Genomic DNA, 19,749 nt, shown 5'->3' on the forward strand with positions numbered 1-19,749 from the left:
TAAATAAAGGGGTAGAAAGATGTCATATATCGATATCAATTGTGATATGGGAGAAAGCTTCGGCTGCTATCATTTAGGGAGAGATGAGGAGATCCTCGATTATATCACATCAGCAAACATCGCCTGCGGATTTCATGCCGGTGATCCTGCAACGATGAGAAGATCCGTTCAATTAGCTTTGCAGAAAGGTATCGGCATCGGAGCTCATCCTGGTTTTCAAGATCTCGTCGGTTTTGGAAGAAGAGAGATGCACATCTCCCCTGCGGAGGCGTACGAGCTCATTGTGTACCAAATTGGCGCATTGCATGCCTTTGTGGTCTCAGAAGGCGGTAAAATGCAGCATGTGAAACCTCATGGAGCCCTTTATAACATGGCAGCTAACAATGCTTTGTTGGCAGAGGCCATTGCTGAAGCTGTCTATCGGGTGAACCCCGAGCTAATACTATTCGGATTATCCGGAAGCGAGCTCGTAAAGGCAGGTCAAACCATCGGACTTCGAACTGCTGATGAAATATTCAGTGATCGGACTTACCGCTGTGACGGTACTTTGACACCGAGAAATCAAGCCAATGCTCTAATTAAGGATCCGGAGGTAGCAGTCAGCCAAGTCATTTCAATCATAAAAAACGGCAAGACTAAATCTATCGCCGGAACAGAAGTCACGCTAAAAGCAAAGACTGTATGCATACACGGTGATGGCGGTTCAGCACTTGACTTTGCCAAGACTTTAAAGACCAGTCTTACTTCTGAGAGCATCATTGTGAAAAAAATAAATGATACATATACAACAAGAAAATTATACTAATATAACTACTATTATCCAAAAATCTCATGCTTTCTTCACACTTACCACATATTTTATTGCTATTCTGACAATATACGATTTTCAGGGGGATGAATTGATGAAAAAGCAAGCAGCGATGTCATTGTCATTATTAGCGATGGTTGCACTCACAGCATGCGGTGATGATGAAACGACGAAAAACCAATCAACAAAGGATGAGCAAGAAACAACAGCAATAGATAATGATACAAACTCGAATGATACAGACGAGCAGGTTGCAGTACATACTCCGACAGAACCTGATCATGATCAAGTTTGCGCTTTTTGCAATATGAAAATTTTCGGAAGCAGTGATCCTCTAGGCGCTTTTACAGCTCAAGCCATCACGGCAGATGGAGAGCGTGTATTTTTTGATGACTCCGGTTGCCTTCTGAATGCAGAGCGTCAAGAAGAACAGAAATTTGCTCAATCATGGGTTCGGGATTTGAATACAATGGAATGGACAAGCGATGAGGATGTTACTATAGTAAAAGCTGATATTCAAACACCGATGAAATACGGCTATGCCTTCTTTAGCGACTCTGAAGCAGCTGAACAATACGTAAACAATAACGCAAACTTAAACGCTGCAATGACCGACTGGGATGCAGTAGATGAAGTAGCATATGAAAGATATAAAAAGAAAATGGAAAAAATGAATCAGGGACAACATAATAATTCCGATTCGGAATCTGAATCAGAGCATGATCAATCTGATTCAAGCCATTCTTGAAATAAAAGCAGAGGAGCGAACATCCTCTGCTTTTTTTATTTTCAGTTATTGCACAAAAAGTTCAGAATTTTAACACGCAAAGCGGGTATTATTATAGTGCAAATTATAGAGGGAGGAATTCAAATGAAGAAATTTTCTTTACTGCTGCTCTCGTTATTGCTTGTATTAGCAATGGCTGCATGTAATAGCAATGATGATAACTCCAGCACGGACACAGCGTCAAATAATGATGATACAAAAACAGAAGAGAAAGTAGAGCCAATTGAGCCGACTGAAGAAGACACCTGTGCATTCTGCGGCATGGAGATTTTGGAAAAAGATGACGAAATGGGTCAATTTACTGCAGAGGCAATCACTGAAGATGACGAATATATATTTTTCTGTGATTCAGGCTGCCTTTTAAATGCCCCTCGTAAATCAGGTGAAACATATAAAGAATCCTGGGTACGTGATTACTACACATTAGATTGGCTTAAATCAGACGATGCAATTATCGTGCACTCTGACATTGCAACACCGATGAAATACGGTTATTCCTTCTTTAGCAGCCAAGAAGATGCCGATACATTTACAAGCGATCATGCTGATTTAAACCCTACTGTCGTTACTTGGAAAAATGTTGATGAAGTAGCCAACGAACGTTATCAGAAAAAAATGCAGATGCAAGAGCAGCAAAACAACAGTGATGAAAGCACCACTGAAAACAGCGGTCATTAAAAGTGCAAAAAAGAGGCCTAGGCCTCTTTTTTTGTTTACTCTTTAATTAAACTCGCAGTAATCTGTTTTTCAAAAAATACCTTCTCAAGCGGTACGTGTTCACCGTTTTGATTAACCAATTGGCTGACCTTTTCAAAGTGGATCAACTGACCTCTCTCAATAAAGGCTGCTTTATCCGCAATCTCTTCAACCAAGGAAAGGATGTGAGTCGTGAATAAAATCGACTTCCCTTTTGCCTTTTCTTGCTTCATGATTTCTTTGAAACGGTATACCCAATAAGGATCGAGTCCATTCGTAGGTTCGTCCAAAATAATCAATGGCGTATCCGCCAATAAAGCTTGCGCAAAGGACAGCCGCTGTTGCATTCCTTTTGAGAAATGTTTAATTAACTGATTGCGCTGATCCAGCAGTCCGACAATTCCTAGTACCTCTTCGGCCTTCTCCTTCTCCACACCTCGCAGATTAGCAAAAAAAGCAAGGATTTCCAAAGCGGTCAGCTGACGCGGAAACAACATATCATCCGGCATGTAGGAAAATTGAGTCCGATACGTTTTACTGATTGTATTAGCAGGCTTGCCATCAATCCAGATTTCTCCGCTCGTAGGTTTTAAAATGCCGGTAATCATTTTAATGAGCGTGCTTTTTCCAGCACCGTTACCGCCGCACAAAGCAACTATCTCACCTTTCTCGACTGAGAAACTGACATTTTCTACTTTACTATATTCATTGTAAATCTTCGACAAGTCCTGCAGCTCTATCCATTTACTCATTTCCGACCCTCCTTTTCAGCACAATGCCGCTAATAATAATCGGAACAATCAGCCAAAGAACCCCGCAAACTCCAAAAAGAACTTGTCCAAAGAAACCATTTGCCCATACCGTCAAATCATACAAGGACGGACCGAACACAGAGGCTCCCTCCATTGTCAAAACTGACCATACGCGAATCATCTCGACCGGATTTAAGAAGATTGAAACAGAAAGTAACGCAAGGACCGATTGTTTCGGTACAATCACACTAAGACCCATGACAAGGAATTCATAAAATAGCACTAAAAATGCCCATACAATTAAACTTGCTCCCAGCGCCTGAAAACGTGTTTTTGCCACTAGCCCGATAATCATAGAAACCGCTAAGAAAATCGCCGCCAATAAAATAGAGAACATATAAAACTTCAGTATTACTCCGATTGCCACATCTACACCGGCAATATACATGACAAGAAGCGCCGCTCCATAGCCGAATGTCACAACAGTCCATAAACTGACCAATAAACCGATATACTTGCCAAGTATGACAGTAATCGCATTGACCGGATACGTCAGCAATAGCATTAAGCCACGGTCTTCTTTTTCTCCGGACAGGAATAACCCGCCAACCAGCAACGCTATTAATGGAATCAGCAGCAAGTTCAAGTTCAATAAGCTAGCAGACATTCTGCTGAAGCCTTCAAACCCGGATCCGCTCGAATGACCGAAATAACTGATGAATATAGCCAGGAAAGCGAATAACAAACCAAAGCTAAGCAGCCACTTACTGCGCAAAATTAATGTAAACTGCTGTCTCGCAATATTGATAATCATCCTTCCCAACCCCATTTATGTTCCAGCAGTTGCTCATAATTTAAAACTTCTCCGCCTTCTTTTTCAACAAATGCATCAGCGCTCTCTTTACTTCCGAAGGAAACTACACCATTTGCCATCGGTGTCCACACATCCGGATTATAAACGAAGTACGCTTTCTCAATTTGAATCCAGTCTCCGTTATCCAAATCACGCACATATTCCACTTCAATCTGATCTTTATCAATCTCTTTATCTTTATCAACGTATTCAAACATACAGCCAATATCGTCAAATAAAAACACATCTCCAGCCTTTGAGAAAAGCTGCGTTGCGTATGCATCATGAGACAGACTCATATTGCACACCTCGCACACATCCACCTCCGGATCAATTTCCACCGGCTCAAATGACTGATTGCCACTGCAGCCTGCCAAAATAACAATTATGAATAACACACTAAGCAGTTTTTTCATGCGTAATGCCTCCCTAACCAAATTAGCAAAATCGAGAACCATAAAAATGACAAAGCAACAATCAATACGCCTATATCCCTTGTTGCTCCTTCTTCCGAGGAATCCTCATCCAACTGAACCGGCGATATAAGGGGATGCTCATCGTATACATCAGCACTTAATGACGGAAAAAACGATTCTGCTTGGCTCCATAGCGTAATCGATGGACTTTCAAAAAAGAATTGCCAATATGGCTGTTTCTCCAGCAATTGATCATAAAGTGAGCCAGCTTTATACGTTTCTTCTCCTATTCCATCTCCGGTAATATCAAAGCTGGAATAGTCATCCCAATAATTGCCGATTTCTCCGTTATCAAGCTTCATATCATTATTGGAGATTTTCGATTGCACAATATTGGCGATAAAATTATTTTCTGTGAAAATATTATTTTCATTTTTTCCGATAAACTCCAGCCCGACTTGATTGGCTGAAATAATGTTTCTCTTAATCTCTACATCTACTGTTTTCTCCAAAGATAGACCCGTACTATTTTGACGGATCTCATTGCCTTCAATCAGCAGATTGTGGCTCTCGTAAACAAGCAACCCAAAACCGCGGACATGAAACTGATTTAGCACTTCATTATTAAGCACCTGAATGCTTTCTGAGTCCATAATCATCATGCCGGTAATATTGCTTTCCATATGATTTTCCTCGGCCAGTATATCTTTTGCGAACATAAAGTGAAGCCCATATCTCGAGCCATAAGCTTCATTCTTCCGCAAAGTGATGTCCGAAGCAGACTCCACATAAATTCCGTCCTGGACGCTCATCATCATATTCTCCTCAATCGTATGACCGCTTCCTTTAAATATAAACACTCCACTGCCCCGATTAGAAAAGTGCTCCGATATACTGGATATCTGATTTCCTGAAATCACAGCGTCTTGACTCTCATTAACATAAATTCCATGCATCGTATCCTTAAAAATATTATCTTTCAGCACATGGTTTTGACCTTCTTGCACATAAATACCGCTATCCGTTTCATTCGTACCGCTATTTTGAATAGTCAGTCCTTTGATGGTGACGTCATTCCCCGAAATGTTTATGACATTTCCGTCACCACCGCCATCAATCACTGCGCCCTCTTCCCCTACGAGTGAGATAGACTGAATAATCGTAAGCACTTCGCTATAGGTTCCCTTTTGAACTGCAATGGTATCTCCCGGCTGCGCCTGATTAATCGCTTCTTGGATTGATTGCCCTTCATTAACCTGTATGTCTGTTGCATGAACGGCCGGGGATCTCATCAAAGAAGCTAATACGAGCAGCACTATGATTCCTGCACCCTTTACTACAACATTTCTCATCTCTTATCACCCTTCTCCATACTTAGGTTAATTTTACCAAGAATTTGTGTGCTATTTTTGAAATGTTAACGTCCGTTACAAGAAGATTGAATTTTCTTTACTTTTTTAGACACAAAAAAATCGAGAAATGACGTTTCATTCCCGATTCAATCAAAACTATATTCTCTTTTCATTATGTAAGACGCAAGGCTACGATAAAAACAACAGCTGCACCAAGAACAGAAGATAACAGCAAAGTCATGCGATAATAACTGTATAAAGCTAATTTTTTCGCTTCATCCACTGCTTTTGTGATTTTTCTGCTTATAATTGATAAAGCAATAATGCTAAGCAAAATCACCATCGTTCCGCCCATCTCCATTAACGAAAAATACAACGGCATAGAGTCCCGATTGAATGTCATAATCATGTAAGAGCCGCTCACCACCACCAATACTGCAGCAGGTAAAATTACAGCATTCACATTTTTTCTAATTGCATTGCCGATTCCCTCGTATGAATCTTGTTTAACAGCGGTGCGGAGCAAGAACCAAAAACTCACAAATGAACCAATCCATAAAACGACCCCAATAACATGAACAAAATAGGAAAAATTGTACAAAGACATGAAATCCCCCCTCTTCAAAATCAATCACCTAAAACAAACAAAAAAACCATATACCGGAAATATATAATTCCATTATCACAATGCTTCAATTATGTGTCAAAGAATTGAGCCTGCAATAAGTTAACGTGCAGGCAAAGCTAGAAGCTGTCCTGCTACCTTTTCATAAAATTTATTCATATCGGTATAAGGGGCGACAGTAAATCCTACTTGATCAAGGTGATCCCATTCATGACGAACCGGGTAGTAATTCCAGACTCCCTTCTTTATGTCTTCTCTCTCCGTATATATGGTAGCCGGATGACCAAAAGGATGAATAGAAGAAACCGTACTGACGAGACCGTCATTTGGCCACCAGCTTTCATCAATAATAGGATTTGATTCTGTTCTTGAAAAGCTGCCAATAAACATAGCTGGCTGAATAATGAGTGGGTTGGTCAGCAAATTCGGCAAATGGCGTTTTGTGAGCTCGTTAGCTGATGTCGTTTGTCCTGTATACGAAAAATAATAGACTTCCTTATGCGTATCCATCCATTCATTATTGTAGAAAGCTCCCTTAGTATGCAAATCATGAATGCTCAAATCCTCACTGCTCCATAACCCATTATTCATAACCCGTTGCAAATAACCTTCAAACTCTTCGTTTGCGCCGCGTTCAATCCCCCATTGATCCAACTTAAAATCATAGTCAAAGGCGGAAACATCTCCACCGCTTAAAGCCGCTATCTCCAATACCAATCCTTTAATAAAAAGAACCAGCTCGTTATCACTTTCCGCAAATGTGGAACCATTATGCGGTGTTCCGATTGTTGTGACACTGTGGATCCAATCTTGGTTGCCTTTGAATAAAGGTGACAACTCCTCACCCGGAATGGATGCTGCATACGCTTGTTCCTCCACATTTCCGTCAATCAGCAAATCCACTAATGCCCTGCTTGTCAGCCCGCCCATACTATGGCCAATCAAATGAATTGGATGCTCGCTGTCCCATTGCGGATAAATGCCTTTATACGTGCGGCCGTAACGGCTATGCCCATAACTTTCAGCGTGAAAAGCCCCATAATCCACCGTTCCGCCTTTTATATAATAATAAAGTTCTATAGCCCGATCATAATTGCTCGAGATCGGTCCTACAGCAGCTGTATAAGTTGTATAACCTTTAGTATTCAAATGCTTCTCAAAATCGTTCAACCCGCCCCAATATTTAAGACCGAACACTTCATCACGGCCCCAGCCTGCCAAACCATGAACAAATATAATCGGGTAATCATTTTTTTGAATAAACGAGCTGACCTGCTCTTCCTTTACTCCATCTCTCATCATCACTGCCCCCAAAAGCAAGAAAAGAATGATGAAACTAATCGCAAATATTCTCGCCATTCTCTTTCCCTCTTCCTGTCAGCTATTTTATTGATAGTATGTACCTGTTCAAACGAATCAATCTAGCATATTATATTGCAATACATGCTTTAACCGGTCCAATCAAACGATTGATTAAATCACTGAACCGTAAATTGACCTCAGACAACTTATGGTACAAAGAACCGACCTTCTGCTGACTGGTCCATACAAAATAAAAAAAATAATGCCCCAACCATCGCAGTCGTTATTCCCCAAAAAATACTCTAATCATTAACACATAACAAAAATCATATTTTTGGATTATTTTACCTATTAGATGTACACTTACATTAAAGCAGAGAAAGAGGCGATTGTTGTGAACAGAATCATTTTATTTGACGGAGAATGCAATTTTTGTGACAGTAGCGTCCAGTTTATCATTAAACGTGACAGAAATGCCCGCTTTCACTTTGCCTCGATTCAAAGCAATATCGGACAAAAACTATTAACAGACCTTCAAGTTTCTCCGCATTTAGATAGTCTAATCTTGATTGAAAATGGTCAATGGCACTCCCAGTCTACCGCCGCTCTGTACATTAGCCGAAATTTAAATGGAGGCTGGAAGCTGCTCTCAGCTCTGCTTCTTGTACCAAAGCCAATGCGGGATATAATTTATAAATTCATAGCCAAAAACAGATACAAATGGTTCGGTAAAAAAGAGGCCTGTATGCTGCCTTCTACCGAAATAAGAAAACGATTTTTATCCTGATTAATTGGGGGTATTTATGAAAAAAGTAGTTTTAGCAGGTGGTACCGGATTTATAGGTCAATACTTCCAAAAACGATTCCAAGAGCTTGGATATGAGCTGCTAATAATTTCAAGACAATCTCCGCACATTTCCTGGGAGGACCAAGACGGCATAACGGAAGCGTTAGAAGATGCGGATCTTCTCATTAATCTTGCCGGCAAGTCTGTCAATTGCCGCTACAACGAAACGAATAAACGGGAAATCTTAGAATCAAGAAAACGGACAACAGCATTATTGGGCAATAGTGTGTTGGCATGCGGCAATCCTCCGAAGCTATGGGTTAACTCAAGTACAGCGACAATTTATCGACATGCTGAGGACCGTCCGATGACAGAAGAAAATGGCGAGATTGGTTCTGGCTTTTCTGTTGATGTGGCGACAAGCTGGGAGAAGACTTTCTTCGATTTCAAATTGCCTGAGACACGTCAAGCTGCTTTGCGTATAGCAATTGTTTTAGGCAAAGACGGTGGTGTCATGACTCCTTATCGTAATCTCGCCAAGTTCGGGTTAGGCGGCATTCAAGGAAATGGCAGACAAAAATTCAGCTGGATACATATCGAGGACTTATTTCGAATCATTCTCTTCTTGAAAGACCGTGAAGACTTAAGCGGCGTCTTTAATTGCTCTTCCCCATGTCCAGTCAGCAACCATGAGATGATGCAAACATTGCGCCAAATCATGAACGTACCATTCGGCCTCCCGAGTCCGAAATGGCTGCTCGAGTTCGGCTCTATTTTCATCCGCACTGAAACAGAGTTAGTATTAAAAAGCCGCTGGGTCATTCCGGAACGATTACAGCGTGAAGGCTTCACATTCACCTTTGAAACTCTGAACGATACCTTTCAAGATATCATTTAAAATCAATAAATCAAAAGCTGGAAAGGTCTCAATTATTGTTGAGTCTCAACCAGCTTTTTTTATTGATTTATCTAAACAATTTGTTTTTTCGCCACTCTATATATTACGGACATATGTCCTTGTAATAGAATAACAAAGTTCGTATTATACTAAAGGCAACTTTTGATGGGCCATAATCAATAGTCAATCTCTATTTTGGCAGATACTATTGAAATAATTTTTTTATTGAAAGAGTGGGATTTTTTTGTTCAGTATTATCATTGCAATTATCGGAATCGCCCTGTTACTTGGGGTCGCTTTCTTACTGTCGAATGACAAAAAGAATATAAACTTCAAAGCTGTCGGAATTATGATCGGCTTACAATTACTGGTCTCTTGGTTACTGTTAAGCACAAAAGCTGGTCTTAATGTAATCGCAGCAGTTTCTAGAGCGTTTGAAAAGTTACTTTCTTACGGATATGAAGGTATTGACTTTGTAGTTGGCGGATGGATTCCTGATGGTGGATCACCTTTCTTCGTCAACGTACTGTTACCAGTTGTTTTCACAGCTGCATTGCTATCGTTGCTAACACACTTAAGAATACTTCCTTATATTATTAAATACTTAGGCGGACTTCTTTCGAAAATTACCGGTTTACCGCAAGTTGAGAGCTTCAATGCCATTAACTCGGTTTTCTTCGGTCAGTCTGAAGCAATTCTAGCTATTAAATCTCAAATCGACCACCTGAATAAGAATCGCTTATTCATCGTTTCAACATCAGCAATGGCAAGTGTTTCAGCAGCATTAATTGCTTCGTACATGACAATGCTTCCTGCTAAATATGTTCTTGTTGGTGTTATTCTTAACATGTTCAGCGGTCTGATTGTTGCTTCTATCATTACGCCTGTAAAAGCATCAAAAGAAGACAGAGAAATTGTAATCGACGATATGATTCATACGAAAAATGTTTTCGATGCTATCGGTACAGGTGCCATCGATGGTGGTAAAGTTACACTGATTGTTGGTGCTATGTTAATCGGTTACCTAGGATTACTTGCTCTATTAAACGGTATCTTTAATGGGATCTTCGGTATGGATTTAACAACAATGATTGGTTATGTATTCTCTCCAATCGCATACTTGATGGGTGTTCCTTCAAGTGAAATTTTAACATCTGGCTCTATTATGGGTACAAAACTTCTATCAAATGAATTCGTAGCGATTCTGCAATTACAGCCATTACTTGATGTGCTTTCTACAAAAGCATCAGCTGTGCTAAGCACATTCTTAGTCTCGTTTGCAAACTTCAGCTCAATCGGTATTATTGCTGGTGCTGTTCAAGCAATTAATGGAGCGAAGGCTAAAGAAGTTAGTTCATTCGGTTTAAAACTTTTATTAGTTGCAACAATGGCATCAATCCTATCTGCTACTGTCGTAGGTCTATTTGCATAATCCCCCAAAAAGAACTTCAGCACATGTGCTGAAGTTCTTTTTTATTTCCCTCTCAATCAAACATTCGATTGATTAAGTTCAGTATAGAAAATGTAGGTTATTGTCACTTTTTACTCTAGATTATTTCCCAAGAAATACGAACTTGTGACAAGTTAATATATATAACGGCAAGACTCTTCCTTCCACCGTCAAATTTCTACAAACACCGCTTTTAACGTATTATAAGTTACGACAAAATAAAGAAAATCACATAAAAAAACTCGCCAATTTCGACGAGTTTTTTTGTTTTAATATATACTAATTAAAATTTATCCTTATTCAACAGTTACACTTTTCGCAAGGTTACGCGGTTTGTCTACGTCACAGTCGCGGTGTAGCGCAGCGTAGTAAGCGATTAGTTGTAATGGAACGACAGAGACAAGAGGTGTTAACAGTTCATGAACAGCTGGAATTACGAATGCATCATCGTCTTCTTCCAGACCTTTCATGGAAATAACACATGGATATGCACCACGGGCAACTACTTCTTTCACGTTGCCGCGAATGCTTAAATTAACCAATTCTTGTGTAGCAAGAGCGATAACCGGAGTGCCTTCTTCGATTAAGGCAATTGTACCGTGCTTCAGCTCGCCTCCTGCAAAGCCTTCAGCTTGAATATAGGAAATCTCTTTCAGCTTCAAAGCGCCCTCTAAACCAACGAAAAAGTCCACTGAACGGCCGATGAAGAAACAATTGCGTGTCACAGACAGGTATTCTCTTGCGACTCCTTCTAACATTTCTTTAGAATTGCAAAGTACTTCCATTGCATTCGCTACAATTCCAAGCTCATGCACTAAATCAAGTTTTTGCTCAAGACCTCTTGATACGCCAGTAACGTACGCTAAGATTGAAAGCACTGTGATTTGCGCTGTGTAAGCTTTTGTAGAAGCTACTGCAATTTCAGGACCTGCATGCAATAGTAATGTGTAATCCGCTTCACGTGAAAGTGTTGATCCCGGAACGTTTGTGATCGTCAATGCTTTATGACCAAGTTCTTTAACAGATACTAGTACCGCACGGCTATCGGCTGTTTCACCGCTTTGTGAGATAAAGATGAATAAAGGTTTTTCAGACAATAACGGCATATTGTAGTTGAACTCAGAAGCTACATGCACCTCTACCGGAATTTTAGCCATGTTTTCGATGTACTGTTTTCCGACAAGACCAGCATGATAGCTAGTTCCGCAAGCAACAATATAAATACGGTCTGCTTCATTCATTGCCGCTAAAATATCCTCAGCAATTGTAAGCTCACCCGCTGCATTTTGATATGCCTGAACAATTTTACGAGTAACTAGCGGCTGCTCGTCAATTTCTTTAAGCATATAGTGCGGGTAAGTACCTTTTTCAATATCGCTCATGTCCAGTTCAGCTGTGTAAGGCTCGCGCTCTACCACTGTGCCATCTAGCTTTTTGATAGTAACGTTCTCTTGAGTAACAATTACCATCTCTTTATCCATTAGCTCAATGAAACGGTCTGTTACTTGAAGCATAGCCATTGCATCAGATGCCACAACGTTAAATCCATCACCAACACCGATTAATAACGGACTTTTGTTTTTCCCAACAAAAATTGTTCCGTTATTATGGTCATCTAAAAGAGCAAGTGCATAAGAACCTTTTAAAAGCGAAAGCGTTTTGCGGAACGCTTCTTCAACAGATAAGTTTTCTTCAGTAGCAAATTTGTCAACTAATGCCACGATTACTTCTGTATCTGTATCACTTTTAAAAGTAACGTCTTTTAAATACTCGCGTTTTAAGATTTCATAGTTCTCGATTACACCGTTATGAACTAACGTAAAACGAGAAGAATTACTTTGGTGAGGGTGCGCATTTCTTACGCTTGGCACACCGTGAGTCGCCCAGCGTGTATGACCGATTCCGGTTTGAGCAGCCACATCTGCATCCACTACTTCACGAAGGTCAGCAATGCGACCTTTCTCTTTGAATACTTGGATGCCATTGTTATTGACAACTGCGATCCCTGCTGAGTCGTAACCTCTATATTCCAGCTTTTCTAAGCCCTTTAACAAGATTTCCTTTGCATCTTGGTTTCCAATATATCCAACGATTCCACACATACTTGATTTCCTCCTATTAGCAGAAGGAGACAAGAATGTCAGAGGACATTCCTGTCCCCTTATCTCTTATTATTATATCATAGTGCATTTTCAACTCTTTGTGCAAAAAGTTACCTTTTTGTTTTGGAGTGGAAATATACAGCTGTGCACCGCAACTGGGAGGCACCCGCCGAAATTCGATAAACCTCCACCTCGTCAACTAAACGCTCTCCGTACCGTTTAGTTCAGGCGCTTTTAAAAGATCATTTATTGCCAAGATAAATGTCCGGTCCCCCTCTAACATTTATTCGGAGACATGCCTTAATAGCGCATGATAATTAACTATAACCGATGCTAAAAATTCCGTCAACAGCATTACAGGATAAAAGGAAAAAAATCCCTTCTCTTTTAGACTATTCTTATCAATTGAATGCGTGCTGACTTTACTTTATTTTGTTTGATAATAGTACCTATTCCATCTGACTTTTACCATTTTTCACAACTCAATGAACTATTTTAGAATAATAAAGAATCAGCGACCAATAGCTCAAAAGTCGCTGACCCTTTTATTATATTATTCCTGTAATCCCATTTCCTCTTTAACAACAGAACTGATGCGTTCTACATATTCATCGCATTTTTCTTGAGTTGGCGCTTCCGCCATTACGCGAACAAGCGGCTCTGTACCGGATGGACGCACAAGAATTCGTCCGTTGCCTGCCATCTCTTCTTCCACTTCAGCAATGATTGCCGCTACTTTTTCATTTTCTGTAACGTGGTGCTTATCTGTCACACGCACATTGACAAGTTTTTGCGGATACTTGGTCATTTCGCCAGCTAATTCTTCTAAAGATAAGCCTGTCATTTTCATGATATTCACTAACTGCAGACCTGTTAACAGCCCATCTCCAGTTGTGTTGTAATCAAGGAAAATGATATGTCCTGATTGCTCCCCACCAAGGCTGTAACCACCTTTTTTCATTTCTTCTACAACATAACGATCCCCAACTGCTGTTTGAGCGCTCTTGATTCCTTGCTCTTCTAAAGCTTTGTAGTATCCCAAGTTACTCATAACCGTTGAAACGATTGTACTATGCTTTAATCGTCCAGTTTGGTTTAAATATTTTCCGCAAATATATAAAATTTGGTCGCCGTCGACCACATTGCCTTTTGCATCTACAGCAATTAGACGGTCACCGTCGCCATCAAAGGCTAAACCGATATCTGCTCCTTTTTCAAGAACAAAAGATGCTAATGCTTCGGGATGAGTCGAGCCAACTCCATCGTTGATATTCAAACCATTTGGAGAAGAACCCATCGTTGAAATGTCTGCATCTAAGTCAGCAAACAGATGTGTTGCAAGTGAGGATGTCGCTCCATGCGCACAATCAAGAGCCACATGAATATTTGTAAAGTCCTCTTCTACTGACTGCTTTAAGTAAGATAAATACTTTTGACCGCCTTCGAAATAGTCATTAACCTGACCTAAGTCTCCGCCTATCGGTCTTGGTAATGTATCCTCTTCCATATCCATTAATTGCTCTATTTCTTCTTCTTGTTCATCCGACAGTTTAAAACCGTCGCTGCCGAAGAATTTTATCCCATTATCTGCAACTGGGTTATGAGAAGCTGAAATCATAACACCTGCATCAGCGCTTAAAGCTTTCGTCAAATACGCAACCCCCGGAGTTGAAATGACACCAAGACGCATTACTTCCGCACCAATTGACAGCAATCCTGCAACAAGTGCTCCTTCTAACATATGTCCTGAAATACGAGTATCACGACCAATCACTACTTTCGGTCTATCATTTGTATGTTTTGTTAAAACGTAACCTCCGAAGCGCCCTAATTTAAATGCTAACTCAGGCGTCAGCTCGCTATTCGCTACACCTCTTACTCCGTCAGTTCCAAAATATTTACCCATGTTAAAATATCTCTCCTTCAAAGTGTTTTACTGTGATAAGTACACAATAAAATTTGTATCAATTTCGGTATACTATATATATGAACTACCTTAAATATAATCAAAGTAGACATTCACCTTATGTTGGACTCTCCTTCTTTACAATCGATACCTTCGCGACTGAAACAGATGACTTCGCTTCAGTATTGTTCGGTGTATTGACCGTAACCGGCGCACTATGCTCGCCTTCTCCTAAATCGGTAACGTCAATAGATACCTGAATATCGGAAGACTTTAAACCGTTTATTATACTTTTCTTTCCGGTAAGCGATACATTCGTTACGCCTTGCGAAGGCTCTATAAAGGATAATTCATAAGTATCCTCCAGGCCTACATATTGTATGCGCAGGTTAGAAAACACTCTGGAAACATCTACATCCTCATTTTCCGTGTTTTCATCCGGATTGTCCTCTTCAGTATCTGCATTTGACTTCACTGTAATCTTGACCGTTACTTCTTCAGCAGATGAAGCTGTGATTCCTTCCGGTAAGTCGATAGGCATAGTTACTGTCGTGTTCTCTTTAATATTGCTTATATCCACAGGCAATTGAAGATCTTCTATTGTATCAAGTACCTTCTGTTTGCCGTACAATGTAATTTCACTCGGCTGCACTTCAATGTCCTCAATCGTCACTCCTGAAGCTGGCTCTCCGGATTCAACAGGGACTATGCTCATAGTTTTGCTTGGACTGACAATCGGCACCTCGACTTCTACTGTCCCAGGGTCTATTTCAACCTCCAGCTTATTGTAGTTCTCATCAAAAGCTTGTACTGGGGCTTTGAGCGTGACAGAGTCATTCACGCCTTCTTGCAGATTGATAATTGCTTTTACATATGCAATGCTATCAATTGTGCTTTTAGCTCCAGTTACTTCAACCGTTGTCGGATTGACAGTTGGCGCTTCAGCTATGTAGCCATCCTCTAAAAGCGAGCGATCAAATTCCGGCGTAACAGTAAATTTCTTCGTAATCTTCTCCTCAATCGTCACTTCAACAGTTCTGGGATCAACTGTTGCTGTCAATCGATCATTCAAATCTCTTACTTCAATTGCGACACTTCTTGTCCCTAATTCTATTTCTTGATCTGACAGATCGATAAACAAACTGAAATCCCGTGAATTCTTGGTGATAACCAATAAGTTTTTTGGCCCTTCAAGAGTTACATCAACTGTTTCCGGAACACCTGTTACTACAAGATTATCCCGATCATAATATACTTCGACCGGTACAGATTCAATAACCACTGTATCCGTTTGCGCAGGTGTGTTAAACGAAGAAGAGCCGGAGCCGATATCAAAGTTAGTTGATATGTATAACAAAGCTGCCAATACTAAAGCAACGACTTTTAAGAACCATGGAGTTTCAAAAAGCTTATCCATTTTTCTTCGCCCTCCAGTTCCAACGGGATTGAGTCATTGGCTTAGATGAGCTCGATAACTCTTGATCCAGCATATCCTTAAATTCTTCCGGTGTTAAATCTCGATGCAATTCTCCATTTTTCGTTAAAGAGATGCTGCCTGTTTCTTCCGACACCACAACAGTCAAGCAATCTGTCACTTCACTAATTCCAAGTGCAGCACGGTGACGCGTTCCCAATTCTTTTGAGATAAAAGGACTTTCAGACAACGGTAAATAACAAGCTGCCGCTGCTACTTTCTGTTTCTGAAGAATAACTGCTCCATCATGTAACGGAGTATTAGGAATGAAAATATTGATTAAAATTTCTGATGTGATTTTTGAATCGATTTCAATGCCCGTTTCAATATACTCATTCAAGCCGGTTTCACGTTCGATTGAAATAAGTGCTCCGATGCGACGCTTTGCCATATAGGCAGTTGCAGTCGTAATCGCATTGATCATTTGCTCACGTTCATCCTCTTCCTGAGCAACACTGCGTGAAAATAGCTTTCCTCGGCCGATTTGCTCCAGGGCCCGCCTCAACTCTGGTTGGAAGATAATAATGATTGCAATGAAACCCCAACTCAACGCTTCACCCATTAGCCAACTCAACGTTCTAAAACCGATCAAATCACTTAATACCTTAACGACAACAATAACAAAAATGCCTTTTAATAACTGAACGGCCTTCGTTCCCTTAATGACCATCAGCAATTTATATATAACAAACCATATTAGGATAATATCTAAAAGATTTATGATTATATCAAGGAAAGTAAAGTTCTCTAGTGACATGTTACTTCCTCCACTTTAGTATTGAAAACCTTTAATAAACTTCATTAACTGTACCATTATAACATATAATAACCTTAGTCTAATTAAAACCATACATGAAAAATGCAATAAATTTGTACACTTTGTTTAGTTGGAAGGTTTCAGTAAATCATACCATTTGAAAAGAGAAGGTACCATCCGCATTAATTGGATGGTACCTTCTCTTGCTCTTTAAATAAGTTAGTGAATTCTTTGCCGGACTCTTTTATCTTAAACCATAACCATTCAAATACTTGGTCAACTTCTTGAATCTCACCTGTTACATTTCCTGCAGATGCCATTAACTTTTCTCCGTTGATGATAGTCACATTGCCGTCTACTTCCCCTTCAATTCGTATATTGCCATTACGGACAACAATATCTCCCGTCACCACTTTTCCTTCCGGCACTACAACAGTGTCTTGCTCAACTTGCAATTCAGGCTGGTTAGAAAATGATAGATGCTGGTCTCCTTGCCAACTGGAGAACAATGCCCCTCCCATTAATATAGTGAATAAAGAAGCTGCAGTGAAGAAAGGATGCTTTTTGAACCATCTTTGTACGCTCACCTTACGTTTTTCTTTTGGTAAAGCTGCCATTACCTTTGATGTGAAATCAGCAGGAGCTACAATGTGGGACGTGCTTTGTACCAATGCAATTGCCCTTTTCAACTCGTGAAAATATGCCTTGCAATCATTGCATTCATGCAGATGAATTCTGAGCATATTTTCATGTTCTTTGCTAATTTCCTCATCTAAATATTCATGCATGTATAAAATTACTTCTTCTGAACATTTCAATATAATCACCTGCTTATTATAAATTACTCAGTTGTTTTCTTAATGCTTCCCGTCCTCGATGAATCCTTGTTTTAACAGTTCCGATAGGCATATCAAGTATTTCAGATATTTCTTTAAGAGACAGTTCATCAATATACTTCAATACAATGACAGAACGGTATTTCTCCGGTAAGCTCAATATTTCCTTTTGAATGGTATCATGCAGCTCCAGACTTTCAACCTCATCAACAGGATCTTCCGCATCTGCTGCAATATGCGAATACATATTCAAACCGTCCGTACCTGCTACTTCAGCATCTAAATAAAAGTCCGGTTTCTTCTTACGTATTCGATCAATACATAAGTTCGTTGCTATTCTGTATAACCAAGTCGAGAATTTCAGCTTAATGTTAAAAGTGTGGATGTTGACATATGCTCTTACAAACGCTTCCTGTGCCATATCTTCAGCTTCATGCCGATTGCCAAGCATACGAAAACACAGCTGAAATACTTTGTCTTTATAAATTTCAACTATTTCTCCAAATGCATTTTGATCCCCTTTTAAAACCTCTTTAATCCTCTGTTTAACTAGTAATTCCATTTTCTAATTAACCTCCGCCCCGCGGGCTATGCTCTAATTACGTTTCTTCTTTAAAAAAGGTTTCAAATATATATGAGACTATATTATCAAATTCTGCTAATTAAGGCATAGAATTTACAGTTTTTTCGAATAAAACAGCAAGCTTCAGAAAATATACCACATTTTAACGAACGTCGTTTTATGATATAAAAAAAGTCACAAACCAATGAGATTTGTGACGTAATAGTATTTATGTAGTGTATGGTGGAGCCTAGCGGGATCGAACCGCTGACCTCCTGCGTGCAAGGCAGGCGCTCTCCCAGCTGAGCTAAGGCCCCTTAATATGTATATAAGCGGAAGACGGGATTCGAACCCGCGACCCCAACCTTGGCAAGGTTGTATTCTACCACTGAACTACTTCCGCACCCGGAAAATTAAAATAAAGTGAGCCATGAAGGACTCGAACCTTCGACCCTCTGATTAAAAGTCAGATGCTCTACCAACTGAGCTAATGGCTCTAAAATGGCTGGGCTAGAAGGATTCGAACCTTCGCATGACGGAATCAAAATCCGTTGCCTTACCGCTTGGCTATAGCCCAATAATATTTATTGTATAAAATGGTGGAGGGGGACGGATTCGAACCGCCGAACCCGGAGGGAGCGGATTTACAGTCCGCCGCGTTTAGCCACTTCGCTACCCCTCCACTATAAAATTGAAAATAGAAATGGTGCCGGCGATAGGAGTCGAACCCACGACCTACTGATTACAAGTCAGTTGCTCTACCAACTGAGCTACACCGGCGATATATTAAGTATTATTTATTTACTACCGCTTCACTGTTTTCGTCATCTAGACCTAAGAAAGAGTAGTCAAGATGTGGCTCGCTCTGTATGCTGTATTCAATCTACGAAGCATATTCGAACGTGCTCTACCAACTAAGCTACACCGTCATAAAAATATGGTGGAGGATGACGGGATCGAACCGCCGACCCCCTGCTTGTAAGGCAGGTGCTCTCCCAGCTGAGCTAATCCTCCATTATGTGGTGACCCGTACGGGATTCGAACCCGTGTTACCGCCGTGAAAGGGCGGTGTCTTAACCGCTTGACCAACGGGCCACATTCATTAAATAAGCTTCCAACCGGGCTCGAACCGGTGACCTCTTCCTTACCATGGAAGTGCTCTACCTGCTGAGCTATGGAAGCAAGAAATATGGCTCCGCAGGTAGGATTCGAACCTACGACCGCTCGGTTAACAGCCGAGTGCTCTACCACTGAGCTACTGCGGAATAATATTAGCCTGGCAACGTCCTACTCTCACAGGGGGAAACCCCCAACTACCATCGGCGCTGAAAAGCTTAACTTCCGTGTTCGGAATGGGAACGGGTGTGACCTTTTCGCCATCATTAC

General features: G+C 40.5%; 18 protein-coding genes, 10 tRNA genes and 1 rRNA gene. 6 read left to right on the forward strand and 23 right to left on the reverse strand.

The window, feature by feature from the left end; all coding sequences use genetic code 11:
• The first annotated feature begins 19 nt into the window (after positions 1-19).
• From IEO70_RS12040 to IEO70_RS12050, 3 genes are all read left to right on the forward strand, one after another.
• Complete coding sequence (locus IEO70_RS12040) at positions 20-805, forward strand: 5-oxoprolinase subunit PxpA (protein ID WP_190998631.1); 786 nt, start codon at positions 20-22, stop codon at positions 803-805.
• Between the two features lie 97 nt (positions 806-902).
• Positions 903-1,556, forward strand: coding sequence for a nitrous oxide reductase accessory protein NosL (locus tag IEO70_RS12045; RefSeq protein ID WP_190998632.1), 654 nt, complete (start codon positions 903-905; stop codon positions 1,554-1,556).
• A gap of 123 nt (positions 1,557-1,679) precedes the next feature.
• On the forward strand, positions 1,680-2,273 hold the full coding sequence (locus tag IEO70_RS12050; protein WP_190998633.1) for a nitrous oxide reductase accessory protein NosL: 594 nt from the start codon (positions 1,680-1,682) through the stop codon (positions 2,271-2,273).
• Positions 2,274-2,308: 35 nt separating this feature from the next.
• On the opposite strand, the gene IEO70_RS12055 is transcribed toward IEO70_RS12050, so the two are convergent.
• From IEO70_RS12055 to IEO70_RS12080, 6 genes are all read right to left on the reverse strand, one after another.
• Positions 2,309-3,043: an ABC transporter ATP-binding protein gene (locus IEO70_RS12055; RefSeq protein WP_190998634.1), complete on the reverse strand. Its 735-nt coding sequence runs from the start codon at positions 3,041-3,043 to the stop codon at positions 2,309-2,311.
• Complete coding sequence (locus IEO70_RS12060) at positions 3,036-3,857, reverse strand: ABC transporter permease (RefSeq protein ID WP_190998635.1); 822 nt, start codon at positions 3,855-3,857, stop codon at positions 3,036-3,038. The genes IEO70_RS12055 and IEO70_RS12060 overlap by 8 nt, the downstream gene beginning before the upstream one ends.
• On the reverse strand, positions 3,854-4,312 hold the full coding sequence (locus IEO70_RS12065; protein ID WP_190998636.1) for a nitrous oxide reductase accessory protein NosL: 459 nt from the start codon (positions 4,310-4,312) through the stop codon (positions 3,854-3,856). The genes IEO70_RS12060 and IEO70_RS12065 overlap by 4 nt, the downstream gene beginning before the upstream one ends.
• A complete protein-coding gene (nosD, locus tag IEO70_RS12070) occupies positions 4,309-5,664 on the reverse strand; it encodes a nitrous oxide reductase family maturation protein NosD (protein ID WP_190998637.1) in 1,356 nt (451 codons plus the stop codon). Before nosD ends, IEO70_RS12065 begins: the two co-directional genes overlap by 4 nt.
• Positions 5,665-5,836: 172 nt before the next feature.
• The gene (locus IEO70_RS12075) at positions 5,837-6,271 is read right to left on the reverse strand and encodes a hypothetical protein (RefSeq protein WP_190998638.1); all 435 of its coding nucleotides are present in this window, start codon (positions 6,269-6,271) and stop codon (positions 5,837-5,839) included.
• A gap of 120 nt (positions 6,272-6,391) precedes the next feature.
• A complete protein-coding gene (locus IEO70_RS12080; protein ID WP_190998639.1) occupies positions 6,392-7,648 on the reverse strand; it encodes an esterase/lipase family protein in 1,257 nt (418 codons plus the stop codon).
• A 337-nt stretch (positions 7,649-7,985) separates the two neighbouring features.
• On the opposite strand from IEO70_RS12080, the gene IEO70_RS12085 reads away from it, so the two are divergent.
• The 3 genes from IEO70_RS12085 (at position 7,986) to IEO70_RS12095 (ending at position 10,708) form a co-directional block, all read left to right on the forward strand.
• Complete coding sequence (locus IEO70_RS12085; RefSeq protein WP_328820922.1) at positions 7,986-8,378, forward strand: thiol-disulfide oxidoreductase DCC family protein; 393 nt, start codon at positions 7,986-7,988, stop codon at positions 8,376-8,378.
• A 16-nt stretch (positions 8,379-8,394) separates the two neighbouring features.
• A complete protein-coding gene (locus IEO70_RS12090; RefSeq protein WP_190998641.1) occupies positions 8,395-9,276 on the forward strand; it encodes a TIGR01777 family oxidoreductase in 882 nt (293 codons plus the stop codon).
• Positions 9,277-9,520: 244 nt separating this feature from the next.
• Positions 9,521-10,708: a NupC/NupG family nucleoside CNT transporter gene (locus tag IEO70_RS12095; RefSeq protein WP_190998642.1), complete on the forward strand. Its 1,188-nt coding sequence runs from the start codon at positions 9,521-9,523 to the stop codon at positions 10,706-10,708.
• A 314-nt stretch (positions 10,709-11,022) separates the two neighbouring features.
• Here IEO70_RS12095 and glmS read toward each other — a convergent pair whose 3' ends face one another.
• The 17 genes from glmS to rrf all read right to left on the reverse strand — a co-directional run.
• A complete protein-coding gene (gene glmS / locus IEO70_RS12100; RefSeq protein ID WP_190998643.1) occupies positions 11,023-12,828 on the reverse strand; it encodes a glutamine--fructose-6-phosphate transaminase (isomerizing) in 1,806 nt (601 codons plus the stop codon).
• A 553-nt stretch (positions 12,829-13,381) separates the two neighbouring features.
• Positions 13,382-14,734, reverse strand: a complete 1,353-nt coding sequence (glmM, locus tag IEO70_RS12105; protein ID WP_190998644.1) for a phosphoglucosamine mutase — start codon at positions 14,732-14,734, stop codon at positions 13,382-13,384.
• A 118-nt stretch (positions 14,735-14,852) separates the two neighbouring features.
• Positions 14,853-16,151 carry a CdaR family protein gene (locus IEO70_RS12110; protein ID WP_190998645.1) on the reverse strand — a complete coding sequence of 433 codons (1,299 nt, stop codon included), beginning with the start codon at positions 16,149-16,151 and terminating at the stop codon, positions 14,853-14,855.
• Positions 16,144-16,965, reverse strand: coding sequence for a diadenylate cyclase CdaA (gene cdaA, locus IEO70_RS12115; RefSeq protein WP_190998646.1), 822 nt, complete (start codon positions 16,963-16,965; stop codon positions 16,144-16,146). The genes IEO70_RS12110 and cdaA overlap by 8 nt, the downstream gene beginning before the upstream one ends.
• Before the next feature lie 182 nt (positions 16,966-17,147).
• Positions 17,148-17,783: an anti-sigma factor family protein gene (locus IEO70_RS12120; RefSeq protein WP_190998647.1), complete on the reverse strand. Its 636-nt coding sequence runs from the start codon at positions 17,781-17,783 to the stop codon at positions 17,148-17,150.
• A 16-nt stretch (positions 17,784-17,799) separates the two neighbouring features.
• Positions 17,800-18,363, reverse strand: coding sequence for an RNA polymerase sigma factor SigW (sigW, locus tag IEO70_RS12125; protein ID WP_190998648.1), 564 nt, complete (start codon positions 18,361-18,363; stop codon positions 17,800-17,802).
• Between the two features lie 241 nt (positions 18,364-18,604).
• A tRNA-Ala gene (locus IEO70_RS12130) sits at positions 18,605-18,680 on the reverse strand.
• Between the two features lie 14 nt (positions 18,681-18,694).
• Positions 18,695-18,766, reverse strand: a tRNA-Gly gene (locus IEO70_RS12135).
• 21 nt (positions 18,767-18,787) lie between these two features.
• Positions 18,788-18,860 (reverse strand) — tRNA-Lys (locus tag IEO70_RS12140).
• 5 nt (positions 18,861-18,865) lie between these two features.
• Positions 18,866-18,940: transfer RNA gene (locus tag IEO70_RS12145), tRNA-Gln, on the reverse strand.
• Between the two features lie 20 nt (positions 18,941-18,960).
• Positions 18,961-19,045, reverse strand: a tRNA-Tyr gene (locus IEO70_RS12150).
• Positions 19,046-19,067: 22 nt separating this feature from the next.
• A tRNA-Thr gene (locus IEO70_RS12155) sits at positions 19,068-19,143 on the reverse strand.
• A 158-nt stretch (positions 19,144-19,301) separates the two neighbouring features.
• Positions 19,302-19,377 (reverse strand) — tRNA-Val (locus IEO70_RS12160).
• Between the two features lie 6 nt (positions 19,378-19,383).
• Positions 19,384-19,458, reverse strand: a tRNA-Glu gene (locus IEO70_RS12165).
• Between the two features lie 14 nt (positions 19,459-19,472).
• Positions 19,473-19,545: transfer RNA gene (locus tag IEO70_RS12170), tRNA-Thr, on the reverse strand.
• An 8-nt stretch (positions 19,546-19,553) separates the two neighbouring features.
• Positions 19,554-19,628 (reverse strand) — tRNA-Asn (locus IEO70_RS12175).
• Between the two features lie 9 nt (positions 19,629-19,637).
• Positions 19,638-19,749 (reverse strand): 5S ribosomal RNA (gene rrf, locus IEO70_RS12180); the annotation flags it as partial.

Origin of the sequence: Peribacillus faecalis, assembly GCF_014712675.1 — a bacterium.
In the GTDB taxonomy this organism is placed as follows: domain Bacteria; phylum Bacillota; class Bacilli; order Bacillales; family DSM-1321; genus Bacillus_AD; species Bacillus_AD faecalis.